At 68.9% G+C, this 22,597-nt stretch carries 18 protein-coding genes; 6 read left to right on the top strand and 12 right to left on the bottom strand.

Going from position 1 to position 22,597, the window contains the following annotated elements:
* From HUA74_RS04455 to HUA74_RS04440, 4 genes are all read right to left on the bottom strand, one after another.
* Complete coding sequence (locus HUA74_RS04455) at window positions 1-855, bottom strand: serine protease (RefSeq protein ID WP_174453515.1); 855 nt, start codon at window positions 853-855, stop codon at window positions 1-3.
* A 278-nt stretch (window positions 856-1,133) separates the two neighbouring features.
* Window positions 1,134-4,319, bottom strand: coding sequence for an efflux RND transporter permease subunit (locus HUA74_RS04450; protein ID WP_141644196.1), 3,186 nt, complete (start codon window positions 4,317-4,319; stop codon window positions 1,134-1,136).
* Window positions 4,316-5,506: an efflux RND transporter periplasmic adaptor subunit gene (locus HUA74_RS04445; protein ID WP_174453514.1), complete on the bottom strand. Its 1,191-nt coding sequence runs from the start codon at window positions 5,504-5,506 to the stop codon at window positions 4,316-4,318. The genes HUA74_RS04450 and HUA74_RS04445 overlap by 4 nt, the downstream gene beginning before the upstream one ends.
* A gap of 393 nt (window positions 5,507-5,899) precedes the next feature.
* Window positions 5,900-7,276 (bottom strand): hypothetical protein, encoded by a 1,377-nt coding sequence (locus tag HUA74_RS04440; RefSeq protein ID WP_174453513.1) that lies wholly within the window; start codon window positions 7,274-7,276, stop codon window positions 5,900-5,902.
* 127 nt (window positions 7,277-7,403) lie between these two features.
* Here HUA74_RS04440 and HUA74_RS04435 point away from each other — a divergent pair, with 127 nt between their 5' ends.
* Window positions 7,404-7,898, top strand: coding sequence for a 6-carboxytetrahydropterin synthase (locus tag HUA74_RS04435; protein WP_174453512.1), 495 nt, complete (start codon window positions 7,404-7,406; stop codon window positions 7,896-7,898).
* Window positions 7,895-8,605, top strand: coding sequence for an SDR family oxidoreductase (locus HUA74_RS04430; protein ID WP_174453511.1), 711 nt, complete (start codon window positions 7,895-7,897; stop codon window positions 8,603-8,605). Before HUA74_RS04435 ends, HUA74_RS04430 begins: the two co-directional genes overlap by 4 nt.
* A gap of 5 nt (window positions 8,606-8,610) precedes the next feature.
* On the opposite strand, the gene queD is transcribed toward HUA74_RS04430, so the two are convergent.
* Both queD and HUA74_RS04420 read right to left on the bottom strand, forming a co-directional pair.
* On the bottom strand, window positions 8,611-8,979 hold the full coding sequence (gene queD / locus HUA74_RS04425; RefSeq protein ID WP_275902352.1) for a 6-carboxytetrahydropterin synthase QueD: 369 nt from the start codon (window positions 8,977-8,979) through the stop codon (window positions 8,611-8,613).
* Between the two features lie 100 nt (window positions 8,980-9,079).
* On the bottom strand, window positions 9,080-10,876 hold the full coding sequence (locus HUA74_RS04420; RefSeq protein ID WP_174453510.1) for a serine hydrolase: 1,797 nt from the start codon (window positions 10,874-10,876) through the stop codon (window positions 9,080-9,082).
* Between the two features lie 259 nt (window positions 10,877-11,135).
* Between HUA74_RS04420 and HUA74_RS04415 the strand changes: the two genes are divergently transcribed.
* Together HUA74_RS04415 and HUA74_RS04410 are read left to right on the top strand one after the other, a co-directional pair.
* Window positions 11,136-12,680, top strand: coding sequence for a HAMP domain-containing sensor histidine kinase (locus HUA74_RS04415; protein WP_141644189.1), 1,545 nt, complete (start codon window positions 11,136-11,138; stop codon window positions 12,678-12,680).
* A complete protein-coding gene (locus HUA74_RS04410) occupies window positions 12,677-14,008 on the top strand; it encodes a pitrilysin family protein (RefSeq protein ID WP_141644188.1) in 1,332 nt (443 codons plus the stop codon). The genes HUA74_RS04415 and HUA74_RS04410 overlap by 4 nt, the downstream gene beginning before the upstream one ends.
* Here the strand turns inward: HUA74_RS04410 and HUA74_RS04405 are convergent.
* Window positions 13,986-15,242 (bottom strand): tetratricopeptide repeat protein, encoded by a 1,257-nt coding sequence (locus tag HUA74_RS04405; RefSeq protein ID WP_371817190.1) that lies wholly within the window; start codon window positions 15,240-15,242, stop codon window positions 13,986-13,988. The two genes, HUA74_RS04410 and HUA74_RS04405, sit on opposite strands and share 23 nt — an antisense overlap.
* 214 nt (window positions 15,243-15,456) lie before the next feature.
* Here HUA74_RS04405 and HUA74_RS04400 point away from each other — a divergent pair, with 214 nt between their 5' ends.
* Window positions 15,457-15,699: a hypothetical protein gene (locus HUA74_RS04400; protein ID WP_254624880.1), complete on the top strand. Its 243-nt coding sequence runs from the start codon at window positions 15,457-15,459 to the stop codon at window positions 15,697-15,699.
* A gap of 63 nt (window positions 15,700-15,762) precedes the next feature.
* Window positions 15,763-16,215 carry an SMI1/KNR4 family protein gene (locus HUA74_RS04395; RefSeq protein WP_174453508.1) on the top strand — a complete coding sequence of 151 codons (453 nt, stop codon included), beginning with the start codon at window positions 15,763-15,765 and terminating at the stop codon, window positions 16,213-16,215.
* 2 nt (window positions 16,216-16,217) lie between these two features.
* On the opposite strand, the gene HUA74_RS04390 is transcribed toward HUA74_RS04395, so the two are convergent.
* The 5 genes from HUA74_RS04390 to HUA74_RS04370 form a co-directional block, all read right to left on the bottom strand.
* Window positions 16,218-17,348: a DUF819 family protein gene (locus HUA74_RS04390; protein ID WP_174453507.1), complete on the bottom strand. Its 1,131-nt coding sequence runs from the start codon at window positions 17,346-17,348 to the stop codon at window positions 16,218-16,220.
* Between the two features lie 147 nt (window positions 17,349-17,495).
* Entirely contained in the window at window positions 17,496-18,812 is a 1,317-nt protein-coding gene (locus HUA74_RS04385) for an aspartate aminotransferase family protein (protein ID WP_174453506.1), read from the bottom strand.
* A gap of 15 nt (window positions 18,813-18,827) precedes the next feature.
* Complete coding sequence (locus HUA74_RS04380; protein WP_174453505.1) at window positions 18,828-19,898, bottom strand: TauD/TfdA family dioxygenase; 1,071 nt, start codon at window positions 19,896-19,898, stop codon at window positions 18,828-18,830.
* 293 nt (window positions 19,899-20,191) lie between these two features.
* Window positions 20,192-21,508 carry a BamA/TamA family outer membrane protein gene (locus HUA74_RS04375; protein WP_174453504.1) on the bottom strand — a complete coding sequence of 439 codons (1,317 nt, stop codon included), beginning with the start codon at window positions 21,506-21,508 and terminating at the stop codon, window positions 20,192-20,194.
* Between the two features lie 164 nt (window positions 21,509-21,672).
* Window positions 21,673-22,368, bottom strand: a complete 696-nt coding sequence (locus HUA74_RS04370) for an SDR family oxidoreductase (RefSeq protein ID WP_174453503.1) — start codon at window positions 22,366-22,368, stop codon at window positions 21,673-21,675.
* Window positions 22,369-22,597 lie beyond the last annotated feature (229 nt).

Raw genomic sequence — 22,597 nt, 5'->3', positions numbered from 1 at the left:
CTACGGCCTCGCCGTGACGCTCAGGAGGCGAACCTGGGTATTGATCCACGGGATGTAGTTGGAGACCCGGGCATAGATGCCGGGCAGGCCGGGCCTCGCGCAGCCCACGCCAAAGCTCACGACGCCCTGAAGCACGGGTTTGCCCTGCGCTCCGAGAACGAAGAGCGGTCCCCCGCTGTCGCCCTGACAGGCGTCCTTGCCCCCCTGGCTGTAACCGGCCCCGAGCATCGCGTATGGGTCGATGTGGATACCCTGGGAACGGTAGGACGCCGCCACCTGCCGATGCGCGATGGTGGGGACCCCCACCTGCATCAGCACAGGGGACGTGTCATATCCGCCCTCGCGCGTGAGGCCCCACCCCGCCACCGTCGCCTCGACATTGTCCGGGACGGTCTCTCCCGCGAGCGGGAGCAGGATGGGCTGGACCGTGGCGGAGAACTTGAGAGGCTTCTCGAGCTTGACGACGGCGATGTCGTTCATCGTCGTGTCCGGGTCGTAGGCCGGATGGTAGACGGTCCTCACTCCTCGAACCGTCTGGGCACCCGCCCCGGGCCTCCCAAGGTCGTGCACGCCCGCGGAGACCGTCAGTCCAGACGTGCCGTCGTAGACGCAGTGCGCGGCCGTGACGACGATGTCCGACTCATTCTTCGTCGCGCTGACCCGGATGATCGAGGCGCCACAGAAGTGGCTCCCGTGCTGCTGCATGCTGACGTTCCAGGGGTGGCTCCCCTGGCGTGCCTCCACCCCTCCGACAATCTCCTGGCCGATGCTCTCCACCGCATCGACACCCTGCACGTCCGGACCACCACAGCCCACCAGCCCCACCGCGACAACGACTCCCAGCACGAAGCGCATCGACCCCTCGGATTTCAAGTTCGAGACGCCTTGTGCAAGCCGAAGACCACGTGCGCGAAGGGACTGCGGCGAGGGAAGCCGCGCGAGGAGTCTGGACTGAAGTGAGCGGTTGACGTGTCAGGCCCCGCCCCGGGAGTGCACCTGACGCGTCACGCTGGCCCCCCGCCGTGTCGCGATTGTTCGAGCCGCGCGTCTCCTCCCAAAAGCAAAGAGGGCCGCCCCTCGGTGGAGGCAGCCCTCTTCGACAACCTGGTGTCATCCGTCGGATGACGCGGCGCTCAGTGCCCTTCGGCGCCCGTCGCTCCCGCCGGAATCACGGGAGCCTCTCGCTCCGCCCCTCGCAGCGCGAACTTCCGGATGACGATGTAGAAGATGGGCGTCAGCACCAGCCCGAACAGCGTCACGCCGAGCATGCCCGCGAACACCGCCACGCCCATCGCCTGGCGCATCTCCGCGCCCGCGCCCGTGGCCAGCGCCAGCGGCACCACGCCCATGATGAAGGCGATGGAGGTCATCAGGATGGGCCGCAGCCGCAGCCGGCACGCCTCGAGCGCCGCCTGCACCACGCCCACGCCCTCGTCTTCCTGCGCCCTCGCGAACTCGACGATGAGGATGGCGTTCTTCGCCGCCAGGCCCACGAGCACCACGAGCCCAATCTGCGTGAAGATGTTGTTGTCCCCACCCACGAACCACACCCCGGCAATCGCGCTGAGCAACGCCAGCGGCACCGTGAGCAACACCGCCAGCGGCAGCGACCAACTGTTGTACTGCGCCGCCAGGATGAGGAAGGCCAGCAGGATGGCGAGCGGGAAGACGAACAGGCCTTCCTTGCCAGCGAGCTTCTCCTGGTACGTCAGGTCGGTCCACTCGAAGCTCATGCCGGCCGGAAGTGTCTCGGCCGCCACGCGCTCCATCGCCGCCACCGCCTGTCCCGTGCTCACCCCGGGCGCCGCCGCGCCGTTGATATCCGCGGAGGGATATCCGTTGTAGCGCAGCACCTGGTCCGGACCGAACGAGGGCTTCACCGTCACCAGTGACGCCAGCGGCACCATGCCGCCCTGGGGGTTTCGAACCTGGAGTCGGCCGATGTCCTCCGGCTCCATGCGGTGCTTCGCGTCCGCCTGGACGTTCACCTGGTAGGTGCGCCCGAAGCGGTTGAAGTCGTTCACATACAGCGAGCCCAGGTGAATCTGGAGCGTCTCGAACACCGAGCCCAGCGGCACGCCCTGCTGCTTCGCCTTCACCCGGTCCACGTCCGCCTGGAGCTGAGGCACGTTGATTTCAAAGCCCGACATCAGGCCCATCAACTGGGGCTCGGCCGAAGCTTTCTGCACCAGCGCCTGCGTGGCGGCGTAGAGCGCCTCCGGCCCCAGCCCCGCGCGGTCCTCCACCTGGAGCTTGAAGCCCGCCATGGAACCCATTCCCGGAACCGGGGGCGGAGGGAAGATGGCCGCGAAGCCTTCCTGGATGCCGCCCAGCTTTGCCTGGAGCCGGCCCGCGATGGCGTTCGCCGACAAGTCCTTCGTCTTGCGCTGCTCGAAGTCGTCGAGAACCGCGAAGACGACGGCCGAGTTGGGGGAGTTGACGAAGCCGTTGATGGTGATGCCGGAGAAGGCCACGACGCTCGCCACGCCCTTCTCCGCCAGCATCAGCGCCGACATCCGCTTCGCCACGTCGTCCGTCCGCTCCAGCGAGGACGCGGGAGGAAGCTGCGCCAGCCCCACCAGGTAGTACTTGTCCTGCATGGGCACGAAGCCCGCCGGCACCTTGGCGAAGCCCACCCACGTCAGGAGCAACAGTCCTCCGTATACGACGAGCGCCAGCGCGCTGACGCGCACCACCCGCTTCACCAGCGACACGTAGCCAGCGGAGGCCTTGTCGAAGAAGCGGTTGAAGGGCCCGAAGAGCCAGCCGCCAAACGCCTTGTCCATGAAGCGCGTGAGGCCATCCTTGGGCCCGTGGTGCCCGCGCAGCAGCACCCCGGCGAGCGCCGGGCTGAGCGTCAGCGAGTTGAAGGCCGAGAGGATGGTGGAGATGGCGATGGTCAGCGCGAACTGCCGATAGAACTGGCCCGTGAGTCCGCCAAGGAACGCCGTGGGGACGAACACCGCCGACAGCACGGAGGTAATCGCGATGATGGGGCCCGTCACTTCGGTCATCGCCCGACGGGCCGCCTCCTTGGGATTGACGCCCTGGGCGATGTGCCGCTCCACGTTCTCCACCACGACGATGGCGTCGTCGACGACGATGCCGATGGAGAGCACGAGTCCGAAGAGGGACAGCGTGTTGAGCGAGAAACCCAACATGTGCATCACCGCCGCCGTGCCCACCAGCGACACGGGCACCGCCGCCAGCGGGATGATGGAGGCGCGCCACGTCTGGAGGAACAGCAACACCACCAGCACCACCAGCACCACCGCCTCCAGCAGCGTCGTCACCACGTTGCGGATGGACGTGCGCACGAAGAGCGTCGGGTCATACGCGATGCGGTACTCCATGCCCTTGGGGAACGCCTGGCTCAGCTCGTCCATCCGCGCGCGGATGCCCGCGGACACGTCCAGCGCGTTGGAGCCCGAGGCCTGGTTGATGCCGATGGCCACCGCCGACTTCCCATCCAACCGGGCGCGCACGGAATAGGAGTTGGCGCCCAGCTCCACCCGGGCCACGTCGCGCAGGTGCGTCACCTGTCCGCTCTCGCCCACCTTCACGACGATGTCGCGGAACTGCTCCTCGTCCGTGAGGCGTCCCTGGGTGGTGACGGTGAGCTGGAAGGCGGAGCGCTCATCCGGCTGCTGGCCGATGACACCCGCCGCCACCTGCACGTTCTGCTCTCGGATGGCGCCCACCACGTCGCTCGCGGTGAGCCCGCGCGCGGCGAGCAACTGGGGGTCCAACCAGACGCGCATGCTGTACTCGCCCGCGCCCAGCACACTGACACCCCCCACGCCCGGGACGCGCTGGAGGACGTCGCGCACCTGGAGCACCGCGTAGTTGGAGAGATAGAGCGGCTCCAGCGACTCGTCCGGCGACACCAGGTGCACCACCATCAGCAGGTCCGGACTCGACTTCTCGGTGAGCACGCCCAGCCGCTGCACCTCCGCGGGCAGGCGGGGAATCGCGCGGGCCACCCGGTTCTGCACCTGCACCTGCGCGGTGTCCGGATTCACGCCCATGGCGAAGGTGATGGTGACGGCCACCCGGCCATCGCTCGTCGCCTGCGAGGACATGTAGAGCATGCCCTCCACGCCGTTGATCTCCTGCTCCAACGGCGCGGCCACCGTCTCCGCGATGACGCCCGGGTCCGCGCCCGGATAGGCCGCGCGCACCACCACCGTGGGCGGTGACACGGCGGGGTACTCGCTCAACGGAAGCTGTATCAGGGACAGGCCACCGCCAATCAGCAGCAGCACGGACAACACGGCCGCGAAGATGGGCCGGTCCACGAAGAAATGCGCGAACTTCACGGCCGCGCCCCCTCGGCGTGCTCGGAGCCGGCCATGGCCACCATCGTCGGCGCCACCGTCATGCCCGGCCGCGCCATGCCCTTGAGCACCACGCGCTCACCCGCCGACAGGCCCTCGCGCACCACGCGCAGTCCGCCCTCGGTGGTCCCCAGCTCCACGCGCCGCTGCTCCAGCATCTGGTCCGGACGGACGACGAGCACGTAGCGTCCCTTCTGGTCCGTCCCCACCGCCTGGTCCTGGATGAGGATGGTGGGCCGCGCCGTGCCCGTCTCCAGCCGCACCCGGGCGAACAGGCCCGCCGTCAGCTTCCCATCCGGGTTGGGCAACACCGCGCGCGCTCGCGCCGTGCCCGTCACCGCCGCCACCTGATTGTCCAGGAAGTCCAACCGGGCCTCACGCGGGAAGCCCTCTTCACCCGTCAGCGCCACACGCACAGGCACCGCGTTGACGCGGCCGTCCTTGCCGCGCGCCCCCGAGGCCGTGCCCGCGAAGCGCAGGTACGTCGCCTCGTCCACGTCGAAGTAGACGTAGAACGGCTCCACCGAGACGATGGTGGTGAGCAACGTGGCGTTGGCGCTGCCGCCGCTGACCAGGTTGCCCGCCGTCACCAGCGCCCGCCCCACCCGACCACTCACGGGCGCACGCACGCGGGTGTCATGCAGGTCGATCTCCGCCGAGCGAGCCGCCGCCTTCGCGGACTCGACCCGGGCGCGGGCCTCCGCGCGCTCCGCCATCAACACATCGAAGTCGCCCCGGGAGATGGCCTGCTCGGCCACGAGCTTCTCACCGCGCTCGAACTTCTTCTCCGTCAACGTGCGCCGCTCCTCGGCCTGACGCAGGTCCGCCTGGGCCCGGGCGTTCGCCGCCTCGAAGGTGCGCGCGTCGAGCTGGAACAACACCTGTCCCGCGGTGACGAGGCCCCCCTCCTGGAAGCGCACCGCATCGATATAGCCACCGACGCGAGGCCGCAGCTCCACGCTCTGCACCGCCGCGAGGGTGCCGGTGAATTCGGCGCTGTCCGCCACCTGTCGGGTGACGACCTCCGCCGCGACGACAGGAGCCGCCGCCGGCTTCGCCGGGCCTGCTCCACCTTGCGCGTCCGAACCCTCGTCGCGCGCGAGGACAAGACCGCCCACCACCAGCGGGAGGGCCAGAGCCCCTCCCACCGCTGCACGTTTCCAATTCATGGCTGACTCCAACTTCCATTCAGGGGTCGGGACACACCGGTGGCGCTCGCACGCATGCGTGTGCACCTCCGGCGGCCCGTGAAAAACAGGACGAGGAACGACTGCGCGAACGTCACCCGGCCGGTCGGTGTGGCACCGCCGGGAGACAGGGTGTGTGGGTGTCTGGGACGGGCGCGGGAGCGCGGCGCACCGAGCCTGGAGACAGGCTCGGCCCCCGCGTCAGGGCCCGTGAGGTGCTAGCGAGACATGGAGCGACAACAGCGCACCGGGGGACGGGACGCTCGAGGCGGGGCACGCCTCACCGCGGAGGTAATTTGCAACATTGCCTCTTACTAATTACCCCGAGGCCTGACGCGCAACGCAATTTGAAGCGGCCGGCCCCGAGGTGGGACGTCACTTGCCGGTGACGGCGCAGCCCGGGGATGGCCGCCAGTCGCGCAGCGCGGTGACGAGGTCGTCCTGTTGGGAGGTGACACCTTCGGGTGCGTCGCGCTTGTTGACGCTGGCCGGGCGCGTGAAGTCGAGCAGGTCCACGGGCGCGGGTCGTGACGGGCAGCCTTCCTTGAAGGACTTCTCGGCGTCGACGAGCAGGCGGTCCGCGTGGTCATCGGCCGGGTCGGCGGACTCGGGCCACGTCAGCTCGCCGGACAGGGGTTCGGCCTTCTCGGGGGGAAACCACGTCCACCGCAGCGTCGTCTGGCCGGTGTTGCCCCAGAAGCTGCCTCCACCCCCTCCTCCCCGCGTGGTGATTCCGGAGGGCCGCTCCCGCCATTCGATGGGGTAGCCCGCCGGCACCGTGCGTGTGAGCGGGCGAGCACGGTCGACGGTGATGGCCTCATCGGCGAGCAGCAGCACCCACGTCAGCTCCCGCAGCGAATCGACGGAGAGCGTGCCCACCCTCACTCGCGCGAGCCGGTTCGCGTTCGTGGTCTTCACATCCACCTGACCGATTCGCTTCGCGTCGTCGTACAACGCCAGGTCGCTGCAGCTCTGCGACACCCAGGCCGCCCCCGTCCCCAGGTGGTAGGCGCGCACCTCGTCACAGAAGCCGTGGTGCCCCCGGCGGCCTCTCAACACCAGCCATCCGTCCTTCGGCATCCGCATGCGCACCACGGGGAGCACCTTGTCGAAGGACGTCCAGCCCCCCTCGCAGCCACGCCACGCCGTGTAGCGCCAGCGCTGGGGCCGGGTGCGAGCATCCTCCTCGCACCCCTTGCGAGACTCCGCTTCCGCTTCGGCGACGGAGGACTCGTCCGGTCGGTCGAGCGCGCGGAGGAAGGCCGCGTCCACCCGGGTGTACGGGCCCTCCATCTCCTTCGCGCAGGCGGTGTCCGACGCGGCGCACAGCAGCGAGGCGAGCCGGTGGTCCGGCTTCACGGAGTCCCGCGTCAGCGTCTCGCGCGCCTCGGGCGGCAGCACCACCGTGCGCGCGCCGGGCTTGCCCAGCTCCAGATAGGACTCCACCCAGGTCCGTCCACCCTGCTTCCACCAGGCCTTCAGGGCCAGCGGTGACACGTCCTCGGGCACCGGCTCGCGCTCCTCGCGGCTCATCGCGAAGCAGCGCGACGTGAGCAGCTCGCGCAGGGCTTTGGCGCCTGCCTTCCGGTCACCCCCGTCCGGAAGGGTTTCCAGTCGTGCATCCAGCGCCAGCAGGCGCTCGCGCGCGGCCGTCCACTCGGGCGAGGCTTCGGGGCACGGGGCGAAGACCTTCTCGTCCGCCGGTGGCCGGGCGGACAGGAGCACACCCAGGGTGAGCAGGGGCAGGAGCATGGGCGCTCCAGAATCGCGCATTTCCCAGGGACGGGGCCAGGACGTCCCGCGGCGTGACACTTCCCGCCCGGAGGCTCGGCAGGCCCGTTGAGGTGGATGGGGCTTGGTGCTAACCCCATGGCCGCCCATGCCACGTACGACGACCCTGGAGCTCTACAAGGAAGAGATGAAGTTCTCGGCCGGGCACTTCACCATCTTCTCCGCGACGCACCGCGAGAACCTGCACGGCCACAACTTCACCGTCTACGTCGCGCTGACGGGCGAGGTCGCCGACAACGGGATGCTGTCCGACTACGGCCCCCTGAAGCAGACCATCATCGCCCGCTGCCGCGCCTGGAACGAGACGTTCTTCCTCCCGGAGCACTCCCCGCACCTGAAGCTCGAGCGGGACGCGAAGGGCAATGTCCTGGCGCGCTTCAACGGCGAGGAGCTGCGCTTCCTCGCGCGCGACATCACCGTGCTCCCGGTGGAGAACGTGACGCTCGAGGAGCTGGCGCGCGTCTTCGGTGAGGAACTGGTGGGCGACGGCACCGCCCTGCGAAAGGACGGCGTCACCCGGCTGGTGGTGAAGTGCGCTTCCGGTCCGGGGCAGTCGTCCTCCTGGGAGTGGGTGGCGCCGTGACGAACGACTGGGCCATCGTCACGGGCGCCAGTCGGGGCATCGGGCAGGCCCTGGCCGCGCGCTTTCGCAAGGAGGGCTGGGGCGTGCTGAACCTGGCGCGCCAGCCGAGCCACGTGCCGGGCGTCGTGGACCTGAGCGTGGACCTGGGCTCCGGCGACTGGGAGCCCCGCGTGGAGGCCGCGCTGCGCGACGCCGTGGGACAGGCGAAGGGGCGCGTCAGCCTGGTGCACAACGCGGCCATCTATGACCACGACGACGCGCTGACGCTGACGGCGGCGCAGCTTCGCCGGGTGCTGGAGGTCAACGTCGTCGCGCCCGCCGTGCTCAACCGGCTGACGCGGCCCTACCTGGGCGACGGCTCCTCCATCCTCTACGTGGGCTCCACGCTCTCGGAGAAGGCCGTGCGGGGCAATGCCTCCTACGTGACGTCGAAGCACGCGCTCGTCGGGCTGATGCGCTCCACCTGCCAGGACCTGGCAGGCACGCGCATCCACACCGCCTGCGTGTGCCCGGGCTTCACCGACACGGAGATGCTGCGCGAGCACCTGGGCGACGACGCGGCTCGCACCGCCACCATCGCCGCCAAGTCGACCTTCGGGCGCCTCATCACCCCGGAGGAGATCGCCCACGTGCTCTACTTCTGCGCCACCACGCCCACGGTGAATGGCGCGGTGCTCCACGCCAACCTGGGCCAGGTGGAGACCTGAGGGCGTTAGCCCTCGGCCGGATAGACGGTGCACTGCGAGGTGCACGTCTCCGACACGCGCAGCTTCACCACGCGCGCGGTGGCGAAGCTCAGCCGCTCGAACACCCACGCGGCCAGCAGCTCGCTGGTGGGGTTCTCCAGGCCGGGCACGTCGTTGAGCAGCCGGTGGTCCAGCAGCGCGTGCAGCGGCTGCCACGCGGCGTTGAGCTCCGCGAAGTCGACAATCCAGCCGAAGTGCGGGTCCACCGGCCCCCGCACGGTGATTTCAATGCGGTAGCTGTGCCCGTGGACGCGCGAGCACTTGTGGCCAGGGGGGACGTTGGGAAGGCGGTGCGCGGCCTCGAAGGTGAACTCCTTCGAGATCTCGGTCACCAGCGAGGCTTTCTTCGTCGAGACGGGCTCCATTGGACCGGCCTTCTACCCACGTTTGTGTCCGGGCGTCGAGCCAAGACACGGCCCGGGCTCCCACCCCTGCCTACCGACGCACCGCCGCGAGGATGTAGCGGGGCAGCAGCTCCTCCCGGAAGGTCTTCCAGAGGTTGAACTGGCCGTAGTTGCCGCCGGTGAACATCACCGTCAGCTCCAGCTCGGGGATGACCATGACGTACTGCCCGCCGTTGCCGCCTGCTTCATATTCCGCGTAGACGCGCTCGCCCACGCGCAGTTCGTGACGCCACCACGCGTACCCGTAGGTCCGGTCCGGGCTCATCACGGAGTGGCGGGTGATGGAGCGCTCGACCCAGCGCTTGCTGACCACGCGCCTGCCGTTCCACACGCCGCCCGCCAGGTAGAGCTGCCCCAGCTTCAGCGCGTCACGGGGACGCGCGTAGAGGCCGCCGCCCAGGTACGCCTCTCCATCCGGCATCAGGTTCATCGCGTAGCGGCGGAACTGGAGGGGCTCGGCCACGGTGCGCGCGAAGTGCTCGGGCAGCCACGTGCCCGTCGCGTTGCGCACCATGCCGCCCACCAGGTTCATCCCCGCCGAGCAGTACACCGCCTGCGGCTCTCCGGGCGCCCGGCCCATGGGCAGGTCGAGCGTGTACGTGTACCAGTCCCCCTCCTGCTCCTGGAGGGCGTTCTCGTTGCCCGGGGACTCGTCGTTGTTCTCGTCGCAGTCCAGTCCCGACGTCATCGTCATCAGGTGCTCCAGCGTGAGCTGGGCCTTGCGCGGGTCCGCGGGCGCGGCGCTCTTGTACGAAGGGAACAGCGAGTAGACCGGCGTCTCGGGTGAAAGCTTCGCGCCCTGCTCCATCGCCGTGCCCACCAGCACCGGGGCCAGCGTCTTGGCCGCGGAGCGCAGGTCATGCAGGCGCTCCTTGTCGAAGCCGTGGAAGTACTCCTCGACGACGAGCTTGCCCTTGCGAGCGATGAGCACGCCCTGGATGAGCGGCCCCGCCGAAGGGCCCGGCTCGGTATCGAGGATGCGCTGCATCAGCGCGCGGATGGGGGCGGGGTCCATGCCCACGTCGGAGAGCGACGCCGTCGCCCAGCCATCCTGCTCCGCGACAGGTTGGCGGTAGGTGTAGGGCCCGGACGCGGGCGTGCGCGGGTAGAGGCCCACGGCCTGGTCGCGCTCCTTCTTCGTGAAGTTGATGGGGCCCAGGAAGAGGATGGGCACCGTCAGCCGACCGAAGCGCGGGTCGAAGGTGCCCTCGAATGTCGTCGGACCGCGCGGGTCCACCAGCTTCACCGCGTTGCCCTGCATGGAGACGTTGAACGCGAACTGCTTGCCGAAGCCCTTCTCCGGGTCTCTCAGGTACGCGGCGATGGTGCCGTCCGGCCGCGCGTACACGACGAGGTACAGCGTGAAGCGGTCCGCCCACGGCGTCACCTGTCCCCGCCACACGCCCTTCTGGAGCGCGCGCAGCTCCACGGGCGTGGCGTACTGAACGCCGCCCACCACGACGCGCGGCTGCACCCAGTGGCCCCGGATGAACTTGCCGTCGGTGCCCACCACGCCCCGGAACGTCCCCAGCCCTCCCGGCATCGTCACCGTCAGCGCGTTCTTCTCCAGGCGCCCCGGTGCCTCGTACCCAGCGATGCGCGCGCGCCACGTGTCCCCTTCGCGGAACACCGTCAGCTCACCCTGGAGTTCGGGCCCGAAGACGGGCTCTCCGGCCCAGATGCCCAGGAGCTTCGTCGCGGCGTCAGCGGGGGCCTCGACCTTCGCGGGCTCGACGGGAGCCTTCGCGGGCTCCGCGCCCAGGACGTATGAGGGCAACGCGAGCAGCGCCAGCAGGGCGCCCAGCGGGGCACGGGCCGAGGGGGACATGGCGTGATTCCTTGGTGGACGAGCGAGGGGGTTCACCACCCGTCTCCCTACGCGGGAGCCTCCACGCCGATTGCAACCCACTTGCACGAATGTCCCCGGGCGGGACGCGGTCCCCCGGGCTATCCTCTGGGGCCATGAGTCAGGAGGCCAGGACGGCCGGTCGCCCCGCCGGGGGGCTGGCGGGAGGACAGCGTTGCTTGCACCCCGGGCGCGGGCCGCGTAGCGATGGTGCTCCGGCCGCTGCACGGTCCTCGCGCGCATGAAGCTCTCCCTCGCCACCCGCATCTTCCTGGGCTACGCGGTGGTGCTCGTCACCTTCGGCCTGGTGTCCCTCTTCAGCGTCGCGGAGCTGCACCGCAATCGGCTGGAAATCCGGCTGCTGAGCCAGGGCTATCTCCAGCTCTCCCAGGACGCGGCGGAGATGGAGATGAACCACGCCAACCAGCAGCGGCACACCGCGCGCATGCTGGAGGAGGACAGCGCGGAGATACGGCGCGCCATCATCCGCCTGGCCCGCGTCTACGTGCCCACGGCCTTCATCTCCCAGCGGCTGGCCACCACGCGCGAGCGGGCCACCCAGCTTCGGGACATGGCCCCGGCGAGCGAGGTGCCCTTCATCGAGGAACTGGAGGCGCGCCTCCTCGAGCTGGACTCGCGCTACCGCGAATATGGCCGCGCCGCGGAGAGCGTGTTCGACGCGTTCTCCACGCAGGCGCCGGACAAGGCCCAGGTGGACCGCGCCACCGCCGACGTGCTCACCATGGAGGACGCCATCGGCCGTGAGCTGCGGCTGCTCCGGCTGTCCCTGTCCAACCGCATCCGCGAGCGCGTGGACGGCGCGGAGGAGCGCGAGCGCCAGACGGGCCTCGCCATCATCAGCCTCTCCGTCGCGGCCATCCTCCTGGGTCTGGGCGCCACCGCGTGGTCGGCGCGCACGCTGCGCCCGGTGCGCACGCTCATCGAGGGCGTGTCCCGCATCGGCAAGGGTGACTACAGCGCGCAGTTGGGCGTGCGCGGCCACGACGAGGTGGCGGTGCTCGCGCGAGCGTTCGACCAGATGGCCCGCTCGCTCCAGGCCCGCGAGGCGCAAATCAAGGCGCAGGCGGAGGCGCTGATGCGCGCCGAGCAGCTCGCCGCCGTGGGCCGCATCTCCGCGCAGATTGTTCACGAGGTGCGCAATCCCCTGTCGTCCATCGGACTCAACGTGGAGCTGCTCGGGGACGCGGTGGAGCGCGCGACGTTCCCCGCGCCCGACGAGGCCAACGAGGTGAAGGATTTGCTCTCCGCCGTCACCCGCGAGGTGGACCGGCTGGCGGACGTCACCGAGCACTACCTGCGCATGGCGCGGCCCCAGCGGCCGGACCTGGACCCGCGCGACGTGACGGCGGTGCTGGACGGCGTGCTGGACTTCTCCCGCGAGGAGCTGATGCGCGCGGGCGTGGAGGTGGTGCGCGAGTTCTCCCCGACGACGCCTCCCGTGCTCGCCGACGAAGGGCAGCTGCGCCAGGTCTTCCTCAACCTCCTGCGCAACAGCCGCGAGGCGATGCCCTACGGAGGCCAGCTCACCATCGCCACCCGCCCCCTGGAGCAGGACGTGGAGGTGACGGTGCGGGATACAGGTCAGGGGATGACGGAGGAGGTGCGCCGTCACCTCTTCGAGCCATTCTTCACCACCAAGGAGGGGGGCACGGGGCTGGGGCTCGCGGTGAGTCAGCAGATCCTCCAGGCCCACGGGGGCTCGCTCTCCTGCCAGAGTATTCCCGGCCAGGGCACGGCCTTCGTGTTAAGGCTTCCACGCGCATGAGCTTCACATCGTATCGGGACGTGCTGCCCTCCGGGCTGCGCGTCGTCACCGTCGAGACGCCCCACCTCCACACCGCCCTGCTCGCCATCTACGTCCGCACGGGCAGCCGCCACGAGACGCTCGCCAACAACGGCGTCAGCCACTACCTGGAGCACCTGTTCTTCCGGGGCAGTGCGGGCTGGCCGGACACGGTGAAGATGAACGCCGCCGTGGAGGAAGTGGGCGGCAACCTCAACGGCGTCACCACCCGGGACCACGGGTACTACTACACGCCGCTGCACCCCGCGCACATGCGCGTGGGCATGGACATCCTCGGGGACATGCTCACCCGTCCGCGTCTCACGGACATGGAAGTGGAGCGGCAGATCATCCTGGAGGAGATGCTGGACGAGGTGGACGAGAAGGGTCGCGACATCGACCTGGACAACCTGTCCAAGCGCCTGCTCTTCCCCGACCACCCGCTGGCCCTGAAAATCGCGGGCACGCGTGAGTCCGTCTCCGCGCTCGCGCACAACCAGGTGCTGGAGCACTTCGCGCAGCACTACGTCACCGGCAACCTGGTCGTCACGGCCGCGGGCCGCGTGCGCCGCGAGGAGGTGCTGGAGTTGACCGAGCGCGCCTTCGCGCACCTGCCGCGAGGCCCGGCCAGCACGGAGGCGCCCCCGCCGACGGCCGCGCCCGGTCCCCGCCTGCACTTCGTCTCTCACGACGAGTCGCAGACGGAGTTCCGCCTCAACTTCCGCACCGTGCCCGAGCAGCACGACGACTACGCCGCGCTGCAAATCATCCGGCGCGTGCTGGATGACGGCCTGTCCTCCCGGCTGCCCTTCGAAATCGTGGAGAAGCGCGGACTGGCGTACTCCGTCCACGCGTCGCTGGACGGCTACCACGACTCGGGCCTGTTCGAGATTGAGGCAGCCAGCGCGCCGGAGAAGGCCGCGCAGGTGGTGGCCGAGTCGTTCCGCGTGCTGGGCGCGCTGTGCGACGAGGAGATTGGCGAGGAGGAGCTGGCTCGGGCCAAGCGCCGCCACCGCATGCTGCTGGAGTTCTCCCAGGACTCCCCGGGGGAGCTGGCCGGGTGGTTCGGCGGCACGGAGCTGTTCCGCGCCCCGGAGACCTTCGAGCACCGGGCGGACCTGGTGGACTCACAGTCCGCCGCGCGCGTGCGTGAAGTCGCCCGGCGCTACTTCCACCGGGACAACCTCATCGCCGTCGCGGTGGGTCAGCGCAAGGGGCTCAAGGCCCTGGAGCGCGTGGTGGCGGAGGCGCCGGGACTGCCCGGAGCGCCCGCCGCGCCGTTGCTGGTCAGCGGCGCCCGCCACGGATGATGACGGGGCCGGTGGACTTCTTCTTCGGCTTGGGAGCGACGGCCAGGAGCGCCTTCTTCACCTCCTGGTACTCCACGTTGTCGGGCTCGCGCGTGAGGGCCTCGTCGATGAGCTTCATGCCCCGAGCCATCTGCGTCTGGAGCTGAGCCGAGAGCTTCGCCAGGGCGACCTTCTCCTCCTGGGAGGCCTCGCCCAACGCCAGCAGGCGCTCCAGGGACGAGTACGCGTCCACCTTGCGCTCCGACTGGAGGAACAGGCGCCACAGTCGGGTGTGCACGGGCGCGAAGCGGGGCTCGGCGCTGAGGGCGAAGCGGTAGCTCTCCTCGGCGCCCTTCAAATCCTTGGCTTCTTCCTGGGCACGGCCGCGCACGTAGAGGGCGCGGGCGAGGCGGGGCCGGAACTGGAGGGCACGGTCCACCAGGGCGAGTGAATCCGCGCGGCGGCCCTGGGCGAGCACCGTCTCCGCCATCCAGGCGAGGGCCTCGGCGTTCTGGGGTTCGGCGTCGACCAGGGGCTTGAGGACGGCCTCGGCGTCCGTCGCGCGGCCCTGGGCCAGCAAGGCGCGGGCGCGCAGCATGACGACGTCCCCGCGATTGGCGTCCTTGCCTTCGACGGCCTGGAGGTCGGCTTCGGCCATCTGCGGCACGCCGCTGACGAGGAAGTAGCGGGCCCGCAGGAGGCGCGCGGTGGTGTGCGCGGGGTTCTGCTGGAGCAGCTTGTCCATGAGGTTGGCGGCGAGCAGCTCGTCGCCCTTCATGAGGAGCACCTCCGCCTCCATGGCCTTGGCCTCCGGGTCGTCCGGGCTGTCGCGCAGGACGCTCTCCAGCGTGGCGAAGGAGGCTTCAATCTGGCCTTCGCGGGCCTGGAGCCGGGCCAGGCCGAGCACGTCCGACTCCGTGAGCAGGCCGGAGTCGCGCAGGGTGGAGAGGATGGTGAGGGCCTCCTGGGTGTTGCCGTTGCCCAGGTACAGCTCGGAGAGCTGCTTCTGGATGGAGGGGTCCGTGCCGGGGATGAGGGCCTCGGCCTGCTTGAGGGACATGATGGCCGCGCCCATGTTGTTGTTCATGAGGTGGGCATCGGCCATCAGCAGATAGGGCTCCGCGCTGTCGGGGGCGGCGGTGGCGGCCTTCTTGAGGGCCACGAGGGCGGGGCCGGGCTGCCCGTTGGCGAGCTGGGCGCGGGCTTCCCCCAGGGCGGCTTGGGCCTGTTGGGCACGGTTCTGGACTGCGGCCACCTCCGGTTCCTTGCAAGCAAGCGGGAGGAGGAGCGCCAGGGTCCAGGGAAGGGTTCGAATTCGCCAGGGCATCGCTGAGCGGGAGGGTACCGGATGTTATCCTCCCTCGTCGATGGACCCATTCGTTCGGCGCCTCGTGGAGAGGCTCCATGACCCCAGCAAGCCACTGTCGCGTAATCGGCACTTCCACACCTTCGACACCCCCGAGGGGCGGATGGCGCTGAAGGTGTTCCGACGCCTGCGCAGCCTCCAGAAGGACATCCTCGCCTGTCGGGCGGAGGGCCGGCGGGCCCGCATCTTCCGGCGCGTCAATGCGGCGGGGGACCACCGCATCGAGCTGACGATGGAGCGCATCTCCGGCAAGCGGGTCTCCGTGCTCCAGAGGGCGGAGCTGGAGCTGCTCTCCGCGCTCCCGGGAGTCCGGGAGGCGTTGGAGATTCGGGAAGAGGCGGCCTGACGGGGTGGCACCGAGGTGTGATGCCACTTCGTGGGCCAACCAGGCCCTACGTGGACCAAGCAGATGCAGACACTGCTCGAAGCACTGTCGCGCGACCACTACCCCAACCCTCCGGCGACCTCGGCACAAATCGCCGAAGCCGAGGCACGACTCGGGTGGAGATTGGACGCGGACTTGCGCGCGTTCTACCTCCACTGTGACGGTGCCACGCTTTTCCGTCGCAGGCCTGATGCGAAGTACCGAATCCTCTCGCTCTCTGAAATAGAGCGGGCACGTGTTCGCATGCGAGGGGAAGACGACGACTCCATGGGAGCGGCGACCTGGTACACCCTCCTCTACTGCCAGGACAGCGACTTTGTGCTCGTCGACGTGGCACAGCCCGACGGACCTTATCCACTGCTGGATGCGTTCCACGAAACCTATCCGCTGCACGTTCGACAGATCGCCAGGACCTTCCAGGAGCTTCTGCAACGTGCGTTGAGGATCGGCAACAAGCTGTTCTGGCTCAGGGACTGACACTACGGCCGCAGGAGCCAGGACAGGGCGAGCCCCAGGTACGTCCCCAGCGCGAAGCCCATCAGCCCCGTGGTGATGCCAGAGACCATCAGCTCGCGATTGCGCAGCGCTCGGGCCACGGGGGCGATGAAGGCCGGGCCGAAGATGGTGGCCGTGGAGGTAATCAGCACCGTGTCGGCGTCGATGCGGAACAGCGCCGCCAGACCGAAATGCAGGACGATGGCCAACACCATCACGCTGGCGCAGAAGACGAAGACAGACAGTCCCGCGCTCCCTAATTGACTCGCATCCGCCAACGTCCCCACCACCACGCAGAAGACGAGCAGTGCGTAGTCCCCCAGCGCGTAGCTCCCAGGAAGGGAGCGGACTGCCGGGATGAAGGACGCCGCCAGAGACAGTGTGGTGATGAGCAGCAGCACCACCGTCGCCTCCAGTCGACCCGCGAGCCCCAGGCTCACTCCAGCGGACACACCGCAGATGGCGACGGCCAGCAGCAACGACAAAGCCAGACCTCGTGCGAACCGCCAGGAGAAGCCCTCCTGTCGCGTCCCCTCCTCCGCGGTTGAGCCATCCCAGCCCGTCGGATTCGGGAACGGAGGAAGAAAGGCCAGCGCGATGCGCTGTGCCACCGTCATCAGCACGAGCAGGTAGGCCGCTCCCGCGACAATGTCCGCCGTGTTGAGGAGCACGAAGGTCTCCTCTCGCACCTGGAGCGCCACGCCCACGGCGTTCATGTTGGCGGTACCGCCGACGTACACACCCACCAACATGCCGGCCATCTTCCACCACTCGTCCATCCGCCCTGAGAAGGCGAGTCCCACCACGGTGGCACTCACGAGGGCGGACACACAGGCGAGGGCAAAAGAGAGCAACGTCGTGCGGGCCAGCCTCGTCCAGCGCGGCACATCCGTGGAGAACAACAGGAGGGGAATCGCCAGCGGCACTGCCGCCTCGCTCACCGAGAGGCTCACGCCCGTCTGGAGCGACAACCCCGGTGCGTTCCCCAGGAGGACGCCCGCCGCGTAGCACATCACCACGGGCCCTACCCATGCCACGGCCTTGAAGACTCGTGTCCCCAGCAGCACAAGCCCGGGGAGCCCCACCACCACAAGGACCTGGATGAGCGCGCTCATAGGAGGGCACCCACGAGCCCGAACCAGGATGAGGCCAGCGTGCGACGCTGGATGAGCGCGCTCATCGAAGAGACCCCACAGGCATGAAGACGTGCTCGCCCCAGCCGAACCGGCGCAACACCACCGCGTGAATCGGGATGAGCGCGCTCATCCGTAGATGGAGTCCATGAACTGGCGGATGAAGTCCGCGGCCTCGCGGCGGTCTGGGATGGCGCCCAGCATCCCGTACATCGCGGCGCTTCCCTCGGGCGCAGGCTCTCCGCGCTCCAGACTCGCGGAACACGCTCGCAAGTCCGCGAGGAACGGCTCCACCACCTTCTCGTGCGCGGGCGTCACCATCAGGTGCAGCGCCGGCGGCCCCATCTGCCGGTCCAACTTCCACCCTCGCGCCTCCATCGCATCCCCCAACGCATACACATCCAACGTATCAGACGCGAAGGCAAAGACACTCAGCCGGGGCTCGCCCACCAGCTTCAAGCCTGGAATGGCTGTGATTCCCTCGCGCAATGCCCTCGCCGTATCGAGCACTGTCCCAGCGAGCCGCAGATATCCCTCCTCCCCCAGATACTTCAGGACTGCCCAGGCCGCCGCGATGGCGCCTCCCGGCCGGGTCCCCGCCATCGACGGCGACGCATAGATGCCGCCACACCAGTCCGCGTACGTGAAGAACTGATACCGACGCAGCTCCGGCGTGCGGTACAGCACGAGCGACGCCCCCTTCGCCGCATAACCATACTTGTGCAGGTCCGCCGACAGGCTCGTAACGCCAGGCACCGCGAAGTCGAATTCGGGCACGTCGTGCCCCAGCTTCCGCGCGAACGGCAACAGGAAGCCCCCGAGACACGCATCCACGTGAAAGAGGACACCGTGCTCCCGTGCGAGCGCCGCCAGTTCGACAATCGGGTCCACCAGTCCGTGGGGATAGGCCGGCGCGGAGCCGACCACGAGCACCGTGTTCGCCGTCAACGCGGCCCGAGTCGCCGCCACGTCCGCGCGAAAGTCCGGCCCCAGCGGCACATTGACGGGCTTCACGCCAAAGTAGTGCGCGGCCTTCTGAAAGGCCGGATGCACGGACGCGGGCAGCACCATCTCCGGCGCCATGATTCCCCGCTCCTCCCGAGCGAAATCCCGGGCCGTCTTCACCGCCATCAGGATGGACTCCGTTCCTCCCGACGTCAGCGTCCCCGCGGCGGTGTCTCCGTGAAACAACTCCGCGCCCGTGGCCACCACCTCTGACTCGAAACGCGCGAGGCTGGGGAACGCCAACGGACTGAGGCCATTCTCGGACATGAACTCCGTGTAGGCGTCCGCGAGCAGCCGGCGGATGTCATCCCCCGCGTGGTAGACGAGGCTCCACGTCTTCCCTTCCTTCCAGCGCGAATCATCGGCGCGCAGCTCGCGCATCTGGTCGAGGACGTCCTGGTGACTCATTCCCTGGGGGGCCAGTCGAGGCGAAGCGGGCATGGTGTTCTCCGGGGTTCAACGCGCATCGAAGTACACACCGCGAACCCAGCGGGCACCCGTGAACGAGGTGCGAGCGTGGAGCATTCGCCAGTTGTCATAGAGGAGGAAGTCACCCGCCCCGAGTCGGAAACGGAACTGGTGGCGCTCGTCCCGGACCAGCGTCGCGAAGCGGTTGTAGGCGCGGTACCACGCCTCCATCCGGGCGAACGGCACCCGGTGCGGCGCGAGCGTGAAGTAGCTGTACCGGATGCGAAAGCCCTCAGGCGCATCGAAGTCGAGCACGGGTGACACCAGCACCCGCTCGAACGCTGCCTGCTTGCGATGGAACGTCACCGGCACCGTGCGCAGAAGCTCGAAGGCAGACGCGTCCTGGTCCGCCAGGTAGCGCGCCGCCGCGAGCCCATCCACGACACTGTTCTCCCCACCCGTCTCGGCGGGCCGCTGGCAATGCAGGAGCTGGTAGCGCGGCGGTCGGTCCAGGAAGGGTTGGTCCGTGTGCAACTGCACCGCGCTGTCCGTATAGCCAAGCTGGTCCGTGTTCCGATTCGTCGTGTTGTCGGTGCGCAAATCCTCGATGCGGCCGAAGTGCGTCTCGATGACAGAGAGCCCGGCACCACCGAAGAGGTCGATGAGCGCCTCCGTGTCCGCCTCGAAGCCCCGCACGATGACCGCCCCGGACTCCTGGAGTCGCTTCAAGGCGAACGGCACGAGCGGCTCGCGCACCTGGGAAGCCTCCACCGTGAGCAACACACTGTCCGAGGGCGGCGGAGGCACGGCGACACGGTCTGCCGCATAGGCATTCGCGAGCAGCCAGTCCGCCGCGTACCGACTCACCTGCCCATCGGCACGGTCCCCCCAGTCGATATCGAGGCCAGAGGCATCCTCCGAGACCCGCACCCCGCGAGGCCGCAGCTCCAGCGGCAGCTCCGAGGAACAGACGATGCGCTCGCGCGTGAGCGGATGACGGTCCAGCTCCGAGTTGTGCCGCAGCCAGAACCAGTGGAAGTCCGCGTGCCGGGGAACACCATCCCCAGCGAAGTAGACACGCAGGAAATCGTCATGCGGCGCGAAGCGGGTGATGGGCATGCGCAAGACTCCGGCGGAGGGACGCGAGGCCACGCACGCGAGACGAGGCCAGGGCCTCATCACCGGGACGCGGAACACCACCGGGGCAACGAACCCAAGGCACCAGGCCCGGGGCTCAGCGGAAACGAACCGGTGGAACGAAGGACGCTCGAAGCAGCTCGACTAACAACACGCGCCACGGCAACAGCGGCCGGTGGCGGTCGTCAGGAAGCTCGCGTTCAAGAGCATCATCGTGGCGTCACGCTAGCTGGCACCCTCCGCGGGCGTCAATGCCACCGGATGACATCGGCCACTCAAAACATGTGGTTGAAGTCGAGATAGAAGGCGGACGTGCCATCCCGAGGACTCACGCCGTAGTCCGCTCGGACGATGAAGGTGTTGTCCCAGGCCACTCGCAGGCCCCCACCTCCTGCGTACCGGAACAACCCCTTGTCCCGAAAGCGAAGGTCCGTCCACACCTGTCCCGCATCGAAGAAGGCCACCAGCGTGAACTCCAACGGCTGCTCCCACGGCCGCACGTCGAGGAAGCGCCAGCGCAGCTCGCCGTTGCCCACCGTCTTCACCTCGCCCTGCAGGCGGTTCTTCAGCAGCCCTCGCGCGGTGAACAGGCCGCCCACGCCGCCCCAGCCATCGCGCCACTCCACTCCGCCAAAGCCGCTGAGCAGGAAGAAGGGCACATCCCCTCCAAGCACGTCGGCCATCAGGCGCAACGCGGCCACCAATCGCTCATGTCCCAGGGGGTGGTAGAAGCGCAGGTTCGCCGTGGAGCCCCAGTAGCTGAACGAGCTGCCCGTCGCCCCCACCGCGCCGCGCGCCGCCAGTTCGTGGAACATGCCGCGCACGGGCGCGGGCTCGTTGTCACGCGAGTCCCACAAAAGCCCCGCCGTCACCTCCGCGGTCCGGAACGTCCCCTCCCCTCCTCCAGCCTCCAGCCCCGTCAACAGCCCCGCCCGAGCATCCTCCTCGAGCCGCGAGTCCCGCGACTGCCCCAGGTCCTTCGCGCTGTAGCGCGAGCGAATCCGCGTCAGGCGGAAGCGATAGCCCACGGACACCTGCAGCGGCCCTCTCAGGGTGCGCCGCGCGTTGAACACGACGCTCGGCAGCGTGCGCTGCTCGAAGCTGTAGTAGCGCAGGCCCCGGAATGAGGGATTGCCCGCGCACACATCCCGCGCGTCCTCCAGCTGCTCCCGGTCGTCACACCGGGCGAAGTCCGGCTCGTATCCGGCGGCGGCGCCCTGGCCGAAGTAGGGCGAGAACCGCTCGTTGATGAAGCTCAGGTCCAACCCCAACCGCCAGTCCGAGTCGAAGAAGCGCGGCGAATCCATCATCAGCCGATGGGTGGCCACCCCCCGCGTCGTCTGGAAGAACTGCGCGATGAGGGAGTATCGATAAGGCCGGTACGTGCCATCTCCCGCATCCACCAGCAGGAGCCTCGCGCCGTAGCCGAACCCCTCGTCGCTGTTGAAGTTGAGCAGCGGCAGGCCCTGGACGCGCCACCCCGTGCGCGGCGGTGGCACCAGCGCTTCAACGGGAGGCTCGTCTGCCCAGGCCGAAGTCGCCCCCATCAGGACGACCATCACCACGCTCCACGCCAGGCGACACTGCGGCATGCGAAGTCTCCAGGCTCACGTTCGAGCCTGGAGACACCATAGCCTTCCCCGCACAGCGCATGACACTTCGCCCCGCGCGTGGGCCCGCTCTCACTCCATCGGTCTGGACACGGCGCGCGCGGTGGCGGGCTCGGAGAAAGCTCCGCGGCTCTCCGCCAGCTCGCTCACGAGCGCTGGAGGTAGACGCCTGCGGACAACCCCTGCTTGACGTTGCGGCTCACCTCATCGGCGAGCACCTCGTCCTGGCCCGCCTCGAGCGCATCCAGCGTCAGGCGCACCACCTCGGCGGTGCTCGTCTTCGGCGCCGTGACTTTCTCCGCCATGTCGGTGTCCATGTAGCCGACGTGCAGGGCCATCACCTGCGTCTTCTGGGCGCCCAGCTCCTTGCGCAGACCGTTGGTCAGCGCCCAGGCAGCGGCCTTCGAGGCGCTGTAGCTGGCCGAGCCCGGGAAGGCCATCCAGCTGAGCACCGAGAGCACATTGATGATGGCACCCCCGCCGTTCTTCGCCAGCACCGGCGCGAACGCGCTGCTCGTCGCCAGGGGGCCCAGGTAGTTCGTCTCCAGTTCAGCGCGCGCGGCGGACAGCGCGTCCGCCCCCAAGAGGCTCGTGCCCTTCAGGATGCCCGCGTTGTTGATGAGCAGCGTCACGTCACCCGCCTCGCGGACCAGCGCCTCCAACTGCTCGGGGCGGGTGACGTCCAGGCGGACCGGCACCACGCCTGGAATCGTCACACTCGAGGGCTCACGAGCCGCCGCGTACACCTTGCGAGCCCCCCGCTCCAACAAGGCCTTCGCGAAGGCGAGCCCCAACCCGCGATTGGCACCAGTGACCAGGGCGACAGCATTCTTGACCTGCATGACTCGACTCCGGCGTGACGAGGCGGACGGAAAGCTCCGGGCGGCCCCATTGAGGAACGTCAAATGGACGGACAGGCGGGCTCCCGAGAGCCCCTGCCCACCATATGATGACTATAATATGACGAAATTCGAGCTTCATCGAAAAGCGACATGGGTGAAGGACCGGCCCGTCCGGTCGCCGCTCCCCCAGTCGCTCCCCCGCCGACGCCGCCACGGTCCGCGGGCGCTG

Source organism: Myxococcus sp. CA051A (assembly GCF_013336705.1).
GTDB classification, from domain to species: domain Bacteria; phylum Myxococcota; class Myxococcia; order Myxococcales; family Myxococcaceae; genus Myxococcus; species Myxococcus llanfairpwllgwyngyllgogerychwyrndrobwllllantysiliogogogochensis.
The sequence above is the reverse complement of the archived record's forward strand: the minus strand, read 5'-3'. Positions and strand labels throughout refer to the sequence as shown.